This window comes from Pirellulales bacterium, assembly GCA_035656635.1.
Lineage (GTDB): Bacteria > Planctomycetota > Planctomycetia > Pirellulales > JADZDJ01 > DATJYL01.
Genome location: DASRSD010000054.1, coordinates 1 through 16,730, shown reverse-complemented (window position 1 = coordinate 16,730; position 16,730 = coordinate 1). Strand labels below are relative to the sequence as shown.

Genomic DNA, 16,730 nt, shown 5'->3' with positions numbered 1-16,730 from the left:
TAGCGAAACCTGCTAGCAGCCGTTTCTACGGGCACACCGCGGCTTTGCCCAAATCGGCACTCCGCCTTCCGCATTTTGCACTTTGAATTGCTCCATTTGCTCCGATCCCAACGTCATCCACGTCGAAACCGACGATGACAACTCCGTCGGCGTCTGGGCCGCAAGCGAATAACTTTCTCTGTCCGCTTCAGCGCCGCCTGCTAGATCCAGCCCCTGCAGGCACCAATCCGCATTGCCCCTTCTCAAGTCGGCCCCTCTCGCAGCATTAACCCCTAAAATGGCTGCCCACAAAAACGAGGGAACTACACGCTTCGAAAATCGAACAACTTCTCGCGAAAATTCCTTGCACTCGCTCCAGCCAGCAGCTAATGTGAGCGAGGAGCAAGAGTCTGGGCGTTGGTTTCGTTATCTCGTCAACATCCCTTCACGCCCAGGACTCATCATGCCAGTTTTTCTGCCCGCTCCGCGCGCCGCTCAATTTTTGTTCGCCGCTTTCGCTCTCTCGTTCGTCCTTCTGCCAACCTCGGCCCGCGCCGCCACCGCCATCACCGCCGCCGCGTCACTCTCCATCGACACCGATGCCGATGGCATAACCGACCTCGATTCCTCCGGCAACTCACGCGACAACGCGCCAAGCTTTAACAATCCCTCGCAACAGGATACCGATGGCGATGGCTACGGCGACGTCATCGATCCCACCCCAACGTCGCCCGGCCCTTTCGTCGATATCGGCTTTCAACTTGACCCCGGCCCGTATACCGTCCTGCCCGGCGCAGGCGTCACCATCAACTTCACCACCACCAATTCTCCGCCCGGTAATTTCGGCCACATCAACCTCATGATGACCCCTGGCCTCACCCCCGATGCCGTCGCTTTTCAATCGCTGGCCACACCCGGCGGCTCGTTCTTCATTCCCGCCAATCTCGTCACGCTTCCGGGCCTGTGGGATTTGAACACCCCGGGCACATACACGGTCGAAGCTTGGGGATTGGCCCCAGGCGAAATCGGCGGCTACAAAGGCGGCGATGCCTCGGTCACCGTCGTCCCCGAACCCGCCTCGCTGCTTCTACTCGCCGCTGGCGCCGCACTTCTGTGGTGGCGACGCCCAAGTTGAAATCCATGTCGCTAGTTCGATAACGATAACCCGGCGCGATGGTCCGCAGTGGTCCACGGTTTTGCCCAAATCGGCACTCCGCAATCTGCCCCTCGTCTCTCGTCCTTCATTTGCAGCTCGGGAGGGCAAGTCTCCCGCCGAGTAGTTACGCCGCAATCTCCACCCACCCACCGTTGCCCCCCAACCGTGCTACGTTTAAGCTGACGCCATGCCAGCGCCCAAAACAGCTCCACCTGCCATCGCCGAACTGGTCGCGCGTTTTGAAGAACACCGCGAAACCTATAACCGCGGCGATTACAACGAAACCCAGCTTCGCCGCGATTTTCTCGATCCCTTTTTCGAAGCCCTCGGTTGGGATATTCATAACCGCCTTGGCTATGCACAGGCCTATCGCGATGTCATCCACGAAGATTCTCTCCGTGTCGAAAAAACCGTCAAAGCCCCCGATTACTGCTTCCGCATCGGCGGCGTCCGCAAATTCTTCGTCGAAGCCAAAAAACCGAGCGTCGATATCAAACAACAGGCCGCGCCGGCGTTCCAACTTCGTCGCTACGCTTGGACTGCCAAGTTGCCACTTTCGATTCTGACGGATTTCGAAGAGTTCACAATTTACGATTGCCGCTTTAAGCCCAATAAAGACGACAAGGCCTCCGAAGCGCGCATCCTGTATCTCCGCTACACCGATTACCGCGATCGCTGGAGCGAAATTGCCGACATCTTTTCGAAAGAAGCCATCCTGCACGGCTCTTTCGACAAATTTGCAGAAACGACCAAACGCAAGCGCGGCACCGCCGAAGTCGACGATGCCTTTCTGGAAGAAATCGAAGACTGGCGATCCGAGTTGGCGCGCAATATCGCCATTCGCAATCCCGATCTATCGCAGCGTGATCTCAACTTCTCCGTCCAGCGCATCATCGACCGCATTGTCTTCCTGCGCATTTGCGAGGACCGTGGCATCGAGCAATATGGCACGCTGCGCGGACTTGTGAACGGCCCCGGTGCTTACCCGCGTCTGGTCGAACGCTTCCACCGCGCCGACGAGCGCTACAATTCCGGACTGTTCCACTTTTCCGCCGAAAAAGACCGGGCCGAAACCCCCGACGAAATCACCACTGGCCTGGCGCTCGACGACAAGCCGCTCAAAGACATTCTCGGCCGTTTTTATTATCCCGATAGTCCGTACGAATTCTCCGTATTGCCGTCCGATATTCTCGGCCAGGTGTATGAGCAATTTCTGGGCAAGGTCATTCGCCTCACCCCCGGCCATCAAGCCAAAATCGAGGAAAAGCCGGAAGTTCGCAAAGCCGGCGGCGTCTATTACACGCCCACGTATATTGTCGATTACATCGTGCAAAACACGGTCGGCAAATTGGTCGCCGGAAAATCGCCACAAGAAATTGGCGGACTGACCGACGCTTGGAAACCCTCCAAAACCCACCGGCCGATTACCCTGCTCGACCCGGCCTGCGGCAGCGGATCGTTCCTGTTGGGCGCGTACCAATTTCTGATGAACTGGTATCGTGACGAATACGTGAAAGCCGATCCTCAGCAACATGCCACCGGCCGCGAGCCGCGGTTGTTCCAACATTACAGTGGCGAATGGCGGCTGACCGCCGCCGAGCGCAAACGGATTTTGCTGGCGCACATTTACGGCGTCGACATCGACCCGCAAGCGGTCGAAGTCACCAAGCTTTCGCTGCTACTGAAAGTACTGGAAGGCGAAAACGAGGAAACGCTGGAGCGCCAATTGCGCCTGCTGCACGAACGGGCTCTCCCCGACCTGGGCAGCAACATCAAGTGCGGCAATTCGCTGATCGGTCCCGATTTTTACGCGCAGCAGCAAATGAGCCTACTCGACGAAGAAGAACGTTTGCGAATCAATGTCTTCGATTGGCAAGCAGAGTTCGCACACATTTTCCATTTAGCCCCCGGCGAGTCGCCGGGGGTGGCCCCGGGTGATTCACCCGGGGCTAAATCGTCCGCCGGCTTCGACGCCGTCATTGGCAATCCGCCGTATATCCGCATGGAAACATTTAAGGAACTAAAGGATTATCTTCGCACACATTAGGAAGTCTACGATGAACGCACCGATTTATATGCGTATTTTATCGAGCGTGAGCATTATTTGATTCGCGACGGCGGTTTGTTCGGGATGATTGTCTCGAATAAATTCTTGCGTGCAAACTACGGACGAAAAGTACGCAATTTGATTAACGAAAATGCGCACATGATCAGAATTGTCGACCTGGCCGGATTGCCGGTGTTCCACGGCGCAACGGTGAGAACCATCGTGCTTCTCACAGAGCGCACCAACAGCAAAGCCTCCTCGCTATATTCACCGCCGCCCGACCTGGATAAGTTCCGATCGGTGCAAGCGGGAACAATGCCATTAGACAAGGGGACCGATTCAATATCCTACGAAGTTCCGGCATCCGCACTTGGCTCTGATGAATGGAATCTTGCAGCACCCGATGTTGCGGCCCTGATGCTCAAAATGCACAAAGACGCTGTACCGCTCACGATATTTGTTGAGGGACGCATTTGTAGGGGAATTGTCTCAGGGCTTACCGAAGCCTTCGTCATATCGCATGAAGAAATGAAACAGATTGTTCGAGCAAATCCAGAAGCGAAAAAAATCATTCATCCATTTTTGCAGGGGCGTTGCATCCGTCGATATTCGATCGAACCAGAAAATGAATACCTCATCTACACGCCGCGTGGCATCGATATGTCACCTTATCCGGCTGTGCAGGAGCATCTTCGTCCTTTTCGCAAAAAACTGGAGCAACGTGCGACCAAGCAAGAGTGGTACGAATTGCAGCAACCGCAATTGGCATACAAGCAATGGTTTGAAGCGCCGAAAATAATCTTCCCCGACATTGCTACATCCTGCCGGTTTTCCCTCGACAACGATGGCCATTTCGGCGCGAACACGGTCTATTTCATTCCCACAAATGACCTTGCATTGCTGGGCTTGCTCAACAGCCAAGCCGCCGCTTTTTTTTTCAAACAAATCTGCGCAGCCCTCGAAGGGCCCGGCGAAGCTTACCTCCGTTTCTTTGGGCAATATCTCGACGGATTTCCCGTTCGGTTGCCCAAAAGAAAAAAACAGCACGACCGCCTGGTCGAACTCGTCCAGCAAATGCTGGACCTGCACCAGCGGCTGGCGGAAGTGAAGGGGGATCACGAAAAAACGGCCCTGCAAAGACAAATTGACGCCACCGACCAGCAAATCGATCAGCTCGCCTACCAGCTTTACGACCTCACGCCCGACGAAATCCGCCTGGTTGAGGAAAGCACGAACCGCTAGCTATCGTCCATGAATATTGAGACGCTGCAACTTGCCATCGGAGCAGGAAAAATCCGCGTGACTGATCACGCCGACGAGGAGCTGGCCGCCGATGGCTTGTTGCTGAACGAAGTGTTGCAAGCGGTTCTGGTTGGCGAAATCATCGAAGATTACCCGTCCGATCGCCCGCTGCCAAGTTGCTTGTTATTGGGCCTGGACCGCGGCGGCGCACCGATTCACAGTGTTTGGGCGTATAATGACATAACGGGTTTGGCGGTGCTGGTTACTATCGTGTCGACACGGAGCGCTGGATCGACGGCCGCACAAGGAGAAAATAATATGCCAAGTGATCCGAATATTTGTCCTGTTTGTGGCGGCCAGCTTGTAAACAAGCAGGTGGAAAAGCTATTGCGCGGTGGAGTTCACACGGCGGTCATCCAAGTTCGCGCCGATGTGTGCCAGCGTTGCGGGGAGCGGCTGTATCCGGCCGAAACTATCCGGCACTTCGAAGACATTCGTCATAAGCTGGCACATCACCAAACGGCCGAGTTCACACCGCTGGGCCAATCGTTCCAGGCGGTTTAAACCTCGATAATTTGAACGCGGACCTCTTGATATTCGCGTTGCCAACCCAGTTACCTGGCTGCAGGAGCAAAACCGATGAATCGAACCTTGGAGCAAGTACGGCAAGAGGGTTTAACCGCTAGGGCGCAAGGCTGAATGCGAAAGAATTCCCGCACCCGCTCATCAGCAAGTGAGCGCGGTTGCTAGGGCAGTGACCGAGCGTAACGCGGTAGTATTCCGCTCTTTCTCATTTAGTCACTGGCTCAAAAATTCTGTTGACCTCACGGGTCAGTTCGGTATGCTGTACGGATGTATGGTACAGAAAGCGGGCAGCAGGCAGCCGGCAGTAGACGGGTACGGCTGCCAACTGCCTGCCGCCAGCCGCCTACGGCATGCCGCTAGCCGCTAATCGCAAGCTGCAAGTCGCTACGCACAGAAAAATGACCAATGACCAATGACCAAGCACCAATGACCAATGCAACTACTTCCGACCCCTGACTCCTGGCCCCTGACTCCTAACCACTAACCCCTCACCCCTCACCACTCACCACTCACGACTGACTTCCGACCTCCGATTCCCGATCCATGAATAATTCATCAACAACCCCCGGAGCCGAACTTAAATTCTGCGGCTTTTGTCCCGGCCAATCGCAATTTGTACCGGAGAAACCAGCCTCGCTTATGCCGCGATTGCGACGAAATCAACCAGTTTTGTCCGCGAAAAAAAACTCCCTGTTTTCATGCCAAAATTACTTCGCCCTGCAACCAAAACCGCGGGAATTATTCCCGGTACACTTTACATTTTTCCAATTCCGTTTAGGTCCGACGGTTTCGGCCGTATGTGGCAAAACTTCGAAACGGGATGGGGACGCGAACTGGCTTGGTTCGACCCTTGTCATGCCGCAGGTTGCACTCGAAAATAAGCGTTCGTTTCCGAGACTTTTCCCTTTTACGCAGTTGAGAGTTCATTCATGCCTAGTTGTGTATTGGCTTACTCGGGCGGGTTGGATACTTCGGTCATCTTGGGTTGGCTGCAGGAGGAGGGTTACCAAGTTCACGCCGTGTATGTGGATTTGGGCCAACCGTGCGAGGATCGCCAGGCCATTTTGAACAAGGCCAAACAATGCGGAGCGGCATCGGCCCGGCTGGTGGACGCCCAAGAAGAATTGTGCCGCGATTTCGCCTTTCCCGTGATGCAGTGGCAAGCCAAGTACGAGAACATTTATCTCTTGGGCACGTCGATCGCCCGGCCGCTGATTACCAAGAAATGCTTGCAAGTGGCCCGTGAAGTGAAGGCCGACGCCTACGCTCACGGCGCGACAGGCAAGGGGAACGATCAATGCCGATTCCAACTGGCCGCCGACGCTTTAGCGCCGGGCACGCAAGTGATTGCCCCGTGGCGAATTGAAAAATTTCGCCAACGCTTTCCCGGCCGCAAGGAAATGATTGCCTTTTGCGAGCAGAAAAAAATTCCGGTGAAGGCTTCGGTCGCGAAACCCTATAGCAGCGACGAAAACTGCTTACACATTAGTTACGAGGCGGGCAAGCTGGAAGATTTGAACGTGAATGGCGTGGAGCTGGTCGATTTCGGCATGACGGTATCGCCACAGCAGGCGCCGGATAAAATCGAAAGCCTTACGCTGGGCTTTCAAGCCGGCGTACCGGTCACGCTCAATGGCCAAAAAAAAACCGCCCTGCAAATGGTGCAGGAGCTGAACAAAATTGGCGGGCGCAATGGCATTGGGCGAATCGACATTGTCGAAAATCGCTTCGTGGGAATGAAAAGCCGCGGGGTGTATGAAGCCCCGGGCATGACCATTCTGTATGCGGCTCATCAAGCCATTGAGCAAATTACCGTCGATCGTGACTTGCTGCATTTGCGCGATCGGCTGTTGCCGGAGGTGGCCGAAATGGTGTACTACGGTTTTTGGTACACAGCGAAAATGGACGCGCTAATGGCATTTATTCGGGAAGGCCAGAAAACCGTCGATGGCGAAGTTACCCTCAATTTGTACAAGGGAAACATCATCGTGGCCGGTCGCCAAAGCCCGAAAAGCCTCTACGATGAGGGAATCGCCAGCATGGAAGGAGGCGGCAGCTACAATCAGACCGACGCGGAAGGATTTTTGCGAATTCAAGGTTTGCCGCTACGGGTGCAAGGCCGCGTAACGCCGAGAACATTCTGAGTTCGAATGCCGAAGGGGCACGCGAATGTATCTGCTCGAAAATCCAGTGCTCCAGCGCGAGTTGGTGGTGAACTTGCGCACGTTGCGGGCGTTTGCGTTGTTGTTTTTATATAACGCGCTCCTGGGATTGGTGGTGGTGTTGGCCTGGCCGCGAGATCAGCAGTTGGATTTAACGCACAATCCGCAGGCGGCTAAAGACCTGGTGAATTTATTTTTTCTCGGGCAATACGTGTTGGCCTCGCTGATGGCGCCCAGCTTTGCCGCCGGCACGATTACCGGGGAGAAAGAGCGCAAAACGTATGAAATGTTATTGGCCAGTCCGTTGCGCCCGGCGGCGATTGTGCTGGGTAAGTTACTGGCCTCACTAGCGCATTTAGCGATTTTGATTTTCTCGTCGCTGCCGATTGTAATGCTCTGCTTGCCGCTGGGGGGCGTTTCGATTTACGAAGTGTTGGCCGCATATTTGGCGCTGGTGTTGTCGATTGTGACGTTCGGCATGATCAGCGTGGCATGCAGCAGCTTTTTTCAGCGGACGGCAGCGTCTCTGGTGGTTTCCTATTTGTTGATTTTGCCGCTGGCATTGGCGGGCGTGATGGCTTGGGGAAGCTTGAGCTCGAAAGGCGAAATTCGCTTGCTGCTTTCCGTCTCAGTGCTGCCGGCAGTGTGCGTGACGATTTGCTTTATGCTGTTTTCCGCTACCACCAAGCGGTTGCTGCACCCGCCGGATGTCGGCAGCGAAGGAAACGAAGTTGTTGACATGGAAGAAGAAGCTCAGCAAGCTGTGGGGCTGGTGATTCAGCGAGATCAATTTCCCGACCGGTTATTTGCGCCGGCCAAACGTACGACGCTGTTGCCGGATGGGGCAAATCCGGTTTACGAGAAGGAAATGCGGAGCGAGATTTTTGCGCAAGGCACGCTGATGTTGCGTTTGGTCATTCAAGTGAGCATGTTCTTGGCGATTCCGCTGATGGCCGTGTGCTTGTTTTGGAAGCAAGACTTAGCGCCGTGGTATATCAGTTACGTGGTACTGTTCAACATGTTGGTCGGGCCAGTGTTTTCCGCCGGCAGCGTCACTAGCGAGCGGGAACGGCAGACGTTGGATTTGCTGTTGACCACGATCATTTCGCCACGAAAAATCTTGTTCGGCAAGTTGATCGCCGGGCTGCGAGTTTCCAGTGTGCTTACGGGATTTTTGCTTTGGCCGCTAATGCTGGCCTGTGCGATGCCCATGTCGTATTACTGGCATACGTTGCCTTCGATCGGTGCATTTTTGGGCATCATTTTGATGTGTTGCGTGACGACGGCTACCGTGGCATTATTTTGCTCCGTGCTGTTCCGCAAGACAGCACACAGCTTGATGACGACGTATTTGTCGATCATCGTGCTGTTTTGCGTGCCGCTGGCAATGCGGTTTTTTGCCGACCGATTTTTCCCGCAGGCTGGGGCAACCGCGGTAGTGCGCTCGCTGGGCCTTACCAGTCCGTTTGCTGCGGCGTTCGCGGTGCCGCTACACTTTGGCAATCCGGATTATCGTGATCAGGCGGCAAATTGGCCGCTGTACTTTTCGTACTTGGGGTTTTCATGTTTGATGTGTGCGGCGTTGGTGGCAATGATGATCTGGCTGTTTAGCAAGCGTTGGCGAGTGGCAGAATAAGGCAGCTATGGGTGCGATTGATGGTGCGCATAAAAAAGCCTAGGAATGGCCATCCCTAGGCTTTAGTGACGCAAATTTAACTGCTTGGCTTTCCCGATTATTCAACTTCCACACGCAACGATTGCACCGGCCCGGTCAAATAACGATCTGCTTCTTCCAGTGAACCCAGTCCCAACTCGATACGGAGGCCAGTCTGCAATTGATTCATTTTCACCAACATTTGGCCGCCGGCTTCTGGAGCGCGGCCTTGGGTGGTACCGAGCAGAAACACGGTCTGCGGTACGCTGAATTGCGTGCCAGTGCGGGAAGCCGCAAGTCGAGTTTCGCCTGTGGCTGGATCAATCAATTCGCCACGATAAACCCAATCGGGCGTGGAAAATTCCAAATGACTTCCAGGACTCAACTCTGCCAGAGTGAGCTGTTTGAGGTCGCTCGTTCCTTGCGGATGTTGATCGACATCGTCTCCTCGCACGATGGCTCCAGTGATCAGTGAGCACAACAAAACCGTGCTGCGAATAAGCATGATGACGTTCTCCGAGTGGATAATGCGAATGCAGATGAGAAAAGAGGAGTATCCCAAGTCTAGTTCAAAAACCTTCAAAGTGCCGGGCACCCCATTCCACACGGCCTGCTCCGCAAGAATTTATGCTACAACTTGTGATCTTACACGACAATGCGGATTTTTGCGGTTATCCGCAATCGTTCGACGATGATGTCAAACATGGTGGAGTTTAATGATTGCAACGGCAGTCACGCCGAACCAGGCAAGCTTAAAGTAGCCTGCCGGAAGCGCAAAGTTTGTCGTTTGCAGAATTCTGCGAATTCACAAAGAATTTTCCAAGTCAATCAGGGCCGAAGCAAAAGCCGGGAGTAAGCCCTTCTTGCAAACGCGTCACATGTTAGTTAAATCATCGCTAACGCCGGGACCGATCAAACGATCCAGCGAGGCAGTGATTTCTGAGGCAAAATGCTGGTTTTCCGCATAGATGCGGCAAATGCGATAGGCAACTGGTAGATTGCGATACAGTAAATCGTCGTCAAGCGGACGTGGGTGGCCTAGCGCTGGGTCGAACAAAAAATTCTGTCCAGCAGCAGGCCCTCGCGTTTCGGGCCGATGAACATGGCGAGCTAAATCGAATCGGAGGGGAGTTTCGCGCGCGTTGGCCGGTAAAGCGGAACGCACTGCTTGCTCGATAAATTGCGCATTGCTGAAAATGCTGGATCCTTCCGCATCGCCCGGCCGGTAAACAAGCGTACGCTGACAAACCATTTTCCAGCGCACCCGGCGGTTCAATAAATCTTGCCAACGCTGGCCGACTTCCCGCTGTGCCAGGTCGGCACTATTTTTCCAGCGAGCGGCATCGACCAAAAGTGTCCACTCGGTGAAATGCAGGTATTCGTCGAGTTTGTCCAGTGGATTGCCTGGAAATAACCACGGCCGGCTGGCTGTGAACAAATCTTTTAGCTCCAAATCAATCGCCCGTACGGTGCGATGAAAATATATAGAGCGAAATAATTCGGCACGCACGCCGATGAACCGTAACAAAGCGTCCAATCCGCGGGCATGAATTGTCAACCCAGCCTCGCTAAAGAAGCTGTATCGTAACAGCCGCTCTAAATCGTACGCTCGGGTGTTGTAGCCTGACATGTAAGCGTCACGGAGCACAAAATCCATATTGTCGACCGTATAGATGCCACTGAAAAGGCTGCGCAAGAATATGAGCCACTGCGGCGGATTCGTCGACTGCCCAGAATTTGGGCTGCCGAAACTTTTGGGCCGAGTAATTAACAAAGAGATTTGTGCTGGGTCGAGTGATTCGTCCGGCAAAAGAGCGCCATTCGGATTGCGTCGGACGCGACGGATTAAATCCCCCAATTGATGCTCAATGATCACGCTGCCCAATGTTTCGTGGGTAAGACCATATACCGAAAGATAGTGTTCGTCGAAAAAGTGCCCGAATGGACCGTGTCCCACGTCATGCAGCAGTCCAGCTAATCTTAGCAAGCATTCTACATAGCTGCGGCTGGGAACATCGGGACAGACCAGCTGTAGGCTATCGTACAAAGCAGCTGCGGCCCGACTGGCTAAGTGCATGACCCCCAATACGTGTTGAAAACGCGTATGCTCCGCAGAGGGAAAAACCCACCAGGCTGTTTGAAGCTGATGAATTTGGCGCAGCCTTTGCAACCAGGGATGATCAATGATTTGCCGTTCGGAAACTTCATCTGGCGCTAGACCCTCATTTGAAACAAGAGGCATATATCCGTGTAGTGGATCATAGCACAGGGCTTCGCGACGAAAGTCAAGCATCGGAGAGATAAAGAATGCGTGGGACGAGAAAGAGGAAAAGCGAGCGATTTTTGAAAGTTGATACTTACATATTAACGAAATTTAGGTGCTAGCAGACGAAGATAATTGTGCCATCACAGGTCGAAGTTGTATCTGCCCATTTTTCGCATTCGCTACAAATTCAGGTGTTCGCATTTATACCGCTGTTAATTCTAGAAAATTAAGTTTTTTTGAAGTCTTCTTTGCTAATTGAGTAAAGCATGTCTCTATGAAATCGCAATTGTTACCGCAGGGTTATGGTTTGCCAGACCGATAAAGTCTATACGTCCGGCCTTATGCACAGTGGAAATCATGAGAACGGAAAGATTTAAACAGTACCAAAAGGTGGGGCAGCCGTCGCCAACGGAAATAGCGACATCTAACCACTGCGCAGGGTACAGTCGTTGTAATCAATTCGACCACGGCCACGAAATCATAGCGAGATTTTTGAAACAGCTGCGTACTACAGCACACAAGGAGTCGAGGGAATGATTCGTCCGTTGGCTGGCTGGTTTGCGGCGATATTGTTTGTAGGCTTGGGCCACTCTTCGGCGTTGGCAAGTCCGCCGTCGGATAGTTTACTGCCAGCTACGACAAAAGGCTATCTATCTATTCCGAACCTCGGTGCGTTGCGCGAGCAATTCAACCGCTCTCAATTCGGAAAACTTGCCAACGACCCGGCACTCCAACCGTTTGTGGAGGACTTTAAACGGCAACTTCGCCAACAAGGAATAAAACAGCTAGAGCAGTTGGGGCTGTCATGGGACGAATTAGAGGACTTGCCTAGTGGCGAAGTTGCGCTGGCAGCGGTGCAAATCTCGCCTGATGCAGCAGCCGTGGTGATCATGATCGACTTCACAGGGCATATTGCGCAGGCCGAAACTCAATTAGCGAAAATCGGCGAGCGACTGACACAAAGCGGCGCTAAGCGATTGCAGCAGCGAACGGGAGATCAGATGGTCGTCTACCAGCTGCCTGGCGATCCGGGACGCAGAGAGCCTCCCACCGCAGCATATTTTCTACAACAAAATATCTTGGTGGCCAGCGACAGTGTGCCATTGCTGCAAGGAATGCTACACGCAGTGAATGATGGGAGAGAAGATTCACTGGTGGGGGTGCAGGCGTACCACGAAATCATGTCGCGGTGCACAGCAGCCGCCAACGGATTAGCGCCCAATTTACGCTGGTTCATTGAACCTTTTGGATACGCGGAAGCATTACGGGCCGCCACTCCGCTTCGAGAAAAGCACAAAGGCCCTGATTTGATTAAGGTGTTCAAGAACCAAGGTTTTACTGCTATCCAAGGGGTCGGCGGTTTTGTGAACTTCTCTGATGGCAAATACGAGGTCTTGCACCGCACGATGATTTATGCCCCGCCGATTGCTGGGCGTGATCCGCACGATGTAAATAAATATAACCTCGCCGCCCGCATGTTGCGATTTCCCGCAGGAGGCGACCTACTGCCGCCAGCCTGGGTACCGCACGACGTGGCGACATGCACCTCGTTCAACTTGGATATTCATACAGCGTTCACCGTGGTTAGTTCAATGGTAGATGAAATGGTCGGTGAGAAAGGCGTATTTAGCGATGTATTGGATAGCTTGCGCGACGATCCTGATGGACCGCGGGTTGACGTCAGCAAGGAATTGGTTGCGCATTTGGGCGCTCGAGTGACCATTATCAGCGATTATGAATTGCCGATTGGTCCCAAGAGCGAACGCAAAGTTTTGGCGGTGGAAACGACCGATGAGCAAACCGTCGCGACGGCGATTGCTAAATTGATGGGAGCAGAAAAGACTGCACATCGCCGTGAATTCGAAGGGCATGTTATTTGGGAACTCATTGATGCACAATCCGAAATGCCTAAGCTCGAAATCGAAACACCCGGCGTTAGCATGCAGCACTCTGAAAGCGATGTTCCGGTATATGCTGCCGACAAGAGATTTCTTTCAACCACGGCCGTGTGCGTGGCGAACGGGCAATTGTTTTTGTCCTCACACATTGCGCTATTAAAGAAAGTTCTCCAGCAGGCATCTCGCACCGATGGTTTGAGCACTGCCGACGATTATCGCTTGATTGCCGCTCAAGCTGCAGTCGTAGGCGCCGATCCACTCAGCTTTCGATTGTTCTCTCGCAGTGATCAGGAATTTCGGCCAACTTACGAGCTGATCCGTACCGGCCAAATGCCACAATCGGAGACAATTCTAGGCAAAATATTGAACTCCATGAGCGCTGACGCAAAAGACGGCGTTCCAAGAAAGCAGAGAATCGATGGGCACCAATTGCCAGAATTTGCAGCTATTCAAAAGTATTTGGGGCCGGCCGGCTCGTTTGTCACTAGTTTGGATGACGGCTGGATGTGTGTGGGCCTCATGCTGCCCCCGCAGCCGATCGTGGTGAATGCGCCCGCCGATGCACAGTTGCCGTCTAATGCGGCCGACCAAGTCATTCCAAAAGTCAGTTTGCTGAAATCGGGTAGCAAAAGCTCAAAATCTGACGCGAACCGCAGATAATTACGAAGTTTCAGCTGTAGTTTTAGCGGCATCTAACCAGTTACTCGTGCATCCTTGACGGCGCCCAAATTATTCCACTTTTGCCCAGAATGGATGGCGTCGGTCGCCGCGAGTACGCACGTCTTCCAATAGAACGGAAATCTCGGGCTTGATGTTGTTGGGAGAAGTTAGTCGGGCGCCATCTCGCATGATTGTTATCGGCCGCGAAAAGTCAACCATTTCCGGGGCCAGCCAAATGGTTACCTTGCCGTTGGTATGGATCGAAAGCCCGTTGTTAGCCGTAAGATTCGATTCGAAGGTGAACAGTTTATCGTTCGGCTGAAAATTTCTTAGTTCGAGCCACCAAAAAAAGTTGTCGAAAGGGCGCTCGCTAACTGTGGTAAACTGATGGGGGAAAAAGTTGCGTCGTTTGCGACCCATCCAATCGAATAGTCGCAAGATTTCGTCGGAAAAGTTTTCATGGCCTCGGCCTTCGAATTCGACAACCGTACAATCAAACGCAGCAGAGCGATTCATGTAGCGATCGAATTCCGGGCCATTCTTCACCATTTTATCGCCATCTAATTCGCCACACACGAAGTATAGCGGTAATTCCGCAGCGTTCTTCCAATACCGCTGCACAGTGCTGTTTGCGGTGGCGACAATTGGGATCAACCCGGCCCAAAGATCGGGATGTGCCAATCCAATATCCCAGGCGGCATTGCCACCAGCGGAATGTCCGCTTAGAAAAACCCGATCGGAATCGATAGCAAACCGACGGCAGGCGTCGCGGAGCGAGGCTAGAACAGCATTGTGCTCGCGAACGGATGCTTCATATTGAGTTTGGTGCGGCGCGGCCCATTCCGGGGCAATTACAATATATCCATACCGTCCGGCTTGGCCGGCGCGAACAGTCTCGCCACCATGCTTGACTTGGGGACCGGCCCACCAATCGATTTGTTGTTGTGATGTTGTTGCCCCACCGTGCAAAGTCACAATGCACGGATAGCTGGCATGCGGGTCATACTCAGGGGGTAATTGAACGCAGTAATTTACATCGGCCTCGTCTTGCAGTCCTGGGACAGAGAGTTCGTAAAAACCCGGCGCCCCCTGCAGCGGCGTGTGGACGTTAGGCTTCATGTGTGCAATTAAAGCCGCTAGCAGCTTTGGTGTGGCACTATCCTGCGCTTGTATCTTGGATAGCAGATCGTCGCGTTTCAATTTCACGCTTTCCTGCAAATACGTTTCAATTAAATTCCGCAGATCCATGGTCGCCAATGCCACTTGCAGATTTTCAGAAGCATCTCCAGCGCCAAGCAACCAACCGGAAATGGCCAAAGCCAGTTTGCTATCGGATGGCGAACTGTTTTGTGGGTCGTCAGCAAATCGCCGGTAGGTAGCCATGCGATCCAACGTGTTGGGCGATAATTCCTCGCTGATTTCTCTAACGATTGGATCCATGCGTGCTCGCAATGCACTATCGGGCAGCTGGGCTATCAGATCGGTTAATTGCTTGGTGATGGTTTGGACATGTTCGTTTTGCTCTGTGGACTCCTCAAGTTTCGATTTCACTTGCTGCAAGATTTGCCCTTCAACACCCTCAGAGGGAAAACGGTTGAGTAAGTTGAAGGCAAATTGATACTGACCAGCCTGCTGGCGAATATCGATCTCCTGCAGCGCCTGTTTGGCGCCTAACTGCTGGATATCGTGTGCCACTTCTTTTAAGTTATCGCGCTCTGGAAATTGCTTGAGTACCTCGTTCAATTCCGCTTCGGCTTCCTTGTAACGCTCGGCTTGCAGATACAGGCGAACAACTTTCAACCGGTCGTCAACTTTTTTCGGATCAATGTGGCGACCGATGATTTTCGACAACGTTTCTTGCGGAATCGAACTCGTCGCAATCCGCATGTCCCAAATGTAAGAGGGCGGATGCGTCACCTGCAAACCTTCTACGCTGCACCATAGTGGCGTAATTTTGGTAATCCCTTGTACGACGTCGACTCGGCCGGTCGGGCCGCCCGTCATAGAAAACGTTCGTCGCCCAAATCCGTCATCGTCCCATTTTGTAATCTGAATGATATTACCCACCCCGCTAATGCGTTGGCCCGCCGTAGCAACAGCTTGTGGTATGTCGATTTCCTCGAAGTGTTGCCCGGCCGGAGTTGCCTCCGGATGCTGAATAAACTTTTCCGGTATGTATGTGCGGCATAGGTCGTTGTCGATCACGTCTACGAGCTTCGTGGTAGGCATCGAGGCCTGGCCAATTCCCGGATTGGCAATCATCGTATTCAGACGCGAGAAGCGACCTTCAAGCACCCTACCATCTTGAAGCGTGAATTTATCGGCCCGCGCCTCCGCGCTCCAAAGGAAAATTGCAATCGTCGCTACCGTAGAGAGCAGTTCCAGCCACCGCGCTAAAAAGAAACGAGTTGATTGTCCTCGATGGGGACTATGAACCGCGACATGCCCACGAGCATCGATAAATCCACCGTCCTTGTGCATACCTGCCTCTTCCGAAGTCAGCTAACATTACTGAAACTGGCGCAAACTTCGATCCCGTACTTCTATTCTGACAGCGTAACACTGGCCGTGCAACGAATCGGATAATTGACTTTCGCCGGGGAAAGCCGCACAATCGCACTCACTAGCTTAGAGTCCACCTTAGATTTCATTCGCACGGAGGGGAACCAACTATGATTTCGCAGCGTGCGGTCGTCTGGCTAATTGTCGGCGCGTTGGGCTTGCCAATCGCTATGTGTCTGCTGTTTGCCCTGGTGAAGCTGCTGGAAGCCATGCAAGATCAAGCAGGCGCCGACGTACTAAGTCGCGTGAACTTGGCGCTCTTTGCCGCGTGGGCCATTAACCTGGTGGCGTTGCTAATTGTTGCGGCGATCAACTCGCTAAACCATCCGCCGCCAGGCTCAAATAATCTCGAATGATCCAGGGCACCGCGTCCACCGGTGGCACTTCGATGTCGGCGCTCGCGTGGCTGTCTGCGTTGATTAAAACTGTTGGCCGTACTGGACCCACGATTCCCAGTAGTTCATCTGATCGTTCCCAAGCCGGCCCATCGGAATGATGCTATTCAAGTTACGGTATCCG

Annotated in this window: 11 protein-coding genes; 8 read left to right on the top strand and 3 right to left on the bottom strand. The window is 53.3% G+C overall.

All coding sequences use genetic code 11. The features are described 5' to 3' along the window. The first annotated feature begins 442 nt into the window (after positions 1-442). From VFE46_04735 to VFE46_04710, 6 genes are all read left to right on the top strand, one after another. Positions 443-1,114, top strand: a complete 672-nt coding sequence (locus VFE46_04735; protein ID HZZ27293.1) for a PEP-CTERM sorting domain-containing protein — start codon at positions 443-445, stop codon at positions 1,112-1,114. A gap of 208 nt (positions 1,115-1,322) precedes the next feature. Then, positions 1,323-3,182, top strand: coding sequence for a type I restriction endonuclease (locus VFE46_04730; protein HZZ27292.1), 1,860 nt, complete (start codon positions 1,323-1,325; stop codon positions 3,180-3,182). Between the two features lie 159 nt (positions 3,183-3,341). Further along, on the top strand, positions 3,342-4,424 hold the full coding sequence (locus VFE46_04725) for a TaqI-like C-terminal specificity domain-containing protein (GenBank protein ID HZZ27291.1): 1,083 nt from the start codon (positions 3,342-3,344) through the stop codon (positions 4,422-4,424). 9 nt (positions 4,425-4,433) lie between these two features. Further along, complete coding sequence (locus VFE46_04720; protein HZZ27290.1) at positions 4,434-4,988, top strand: DUF4258 domain-containing protein; 555 nt, start codon at positions 4,434-4,436, stop codon at positions 4,986-4,988. 950 nt (positions 4,989-5,938) lie between these two features. Beyond that, entirely contained in the window at positions 5,939-7,153 is a 1,215-nt protein-coding gene (locus VFE46_04715; GenBank protein ID HZZ27289.1) for an argininosuccinate synthase, read from the top strand. Positions 7,154-7,178: 25 nt separating this feature from the next. Further along, the gene (locus VFE46_04710) at positions 7,179-8,807 is read left to right on the top strand and encodes an ABC transporter permease subunit (GenBank protein ID HZZ27288.1); all 1,629 of its coding nucleotides are present in this window, start codon (positions 7,179-7,181) and stop codon (positions 8,805-8,807) included. Between the two features lie 97 nt (positions 8,808-8,904). On the opposite strand, the gene VFE46_04705 is transcribed toward VFE46_04710, so the two are convergent. After that, entirely contained in the window at positions 8,905-9,330 is a 426-nt protein-coding gene (locus tag VFE46_04705; GenBank protein ID HZZ27287.1) for a hypothetical protein, read from the bottom strand. A gap of 369 nt (positions 9,331-9,699) precedes the next feature. Next, positions 9,700-11,067, bottom strand: a complete 1,368-nt coding sequence (locus VFE46_04700) for an HD domain-containing protein (GenBank protein ID HZZ27286.1) — start codon at positions 11,065-11,067, stop codon at positions 9,700-9,702. Positions 11,068-11,624: 557 nt separating this feature from the next. Here VFE46_04700 and VFE46_04695 point away from each other — a divergent pair. After that, the gene (locus VFE46_04695; protein HZZ27285.1) at positions 11,625-13,649 is read left to right on the top strand and encodes a hypothetical protein; all 2,025 of its coding nucleotides are present in this window, start codon (positions 11,625-11,627) and stop codon (positions 13,647-13,649) included. 69 nt (positions 13,650-13,718) lie between these two features. Here VFE46_04695 and VFE46_04690 read toward each other — a convergent pair whose 3' ends face one another. Beyond that, on the bottom strand, positions 13,719-16,130 hold the full coding sequence (locus VFE46_04690; GenBank protein ID HZZ27284.1) for an alpha/beta hydrolase fold domain-containing protein: 2,412 nt from the start codon (positions 16,128-16,130) through the stop codon (positions 13,719-13,721). 191 nt (positions 16,131-16,321) lie between these two features. Here VFE46_04690 and VFE46_04685 point away from each other — a divergent pair, with 191 nt between their 5' ends. Further along, complete coding sequence (locus VFE46_04685; protein HZZ27283.1) at positions 16,322-16,567, top strand: hypothetical protein; 246 nt, start codon at positions 16,322-16,324, stop codon at positions 16,565-16,567. Positions 16,568-16,730 lie beyond the last annotated feature (163 nt).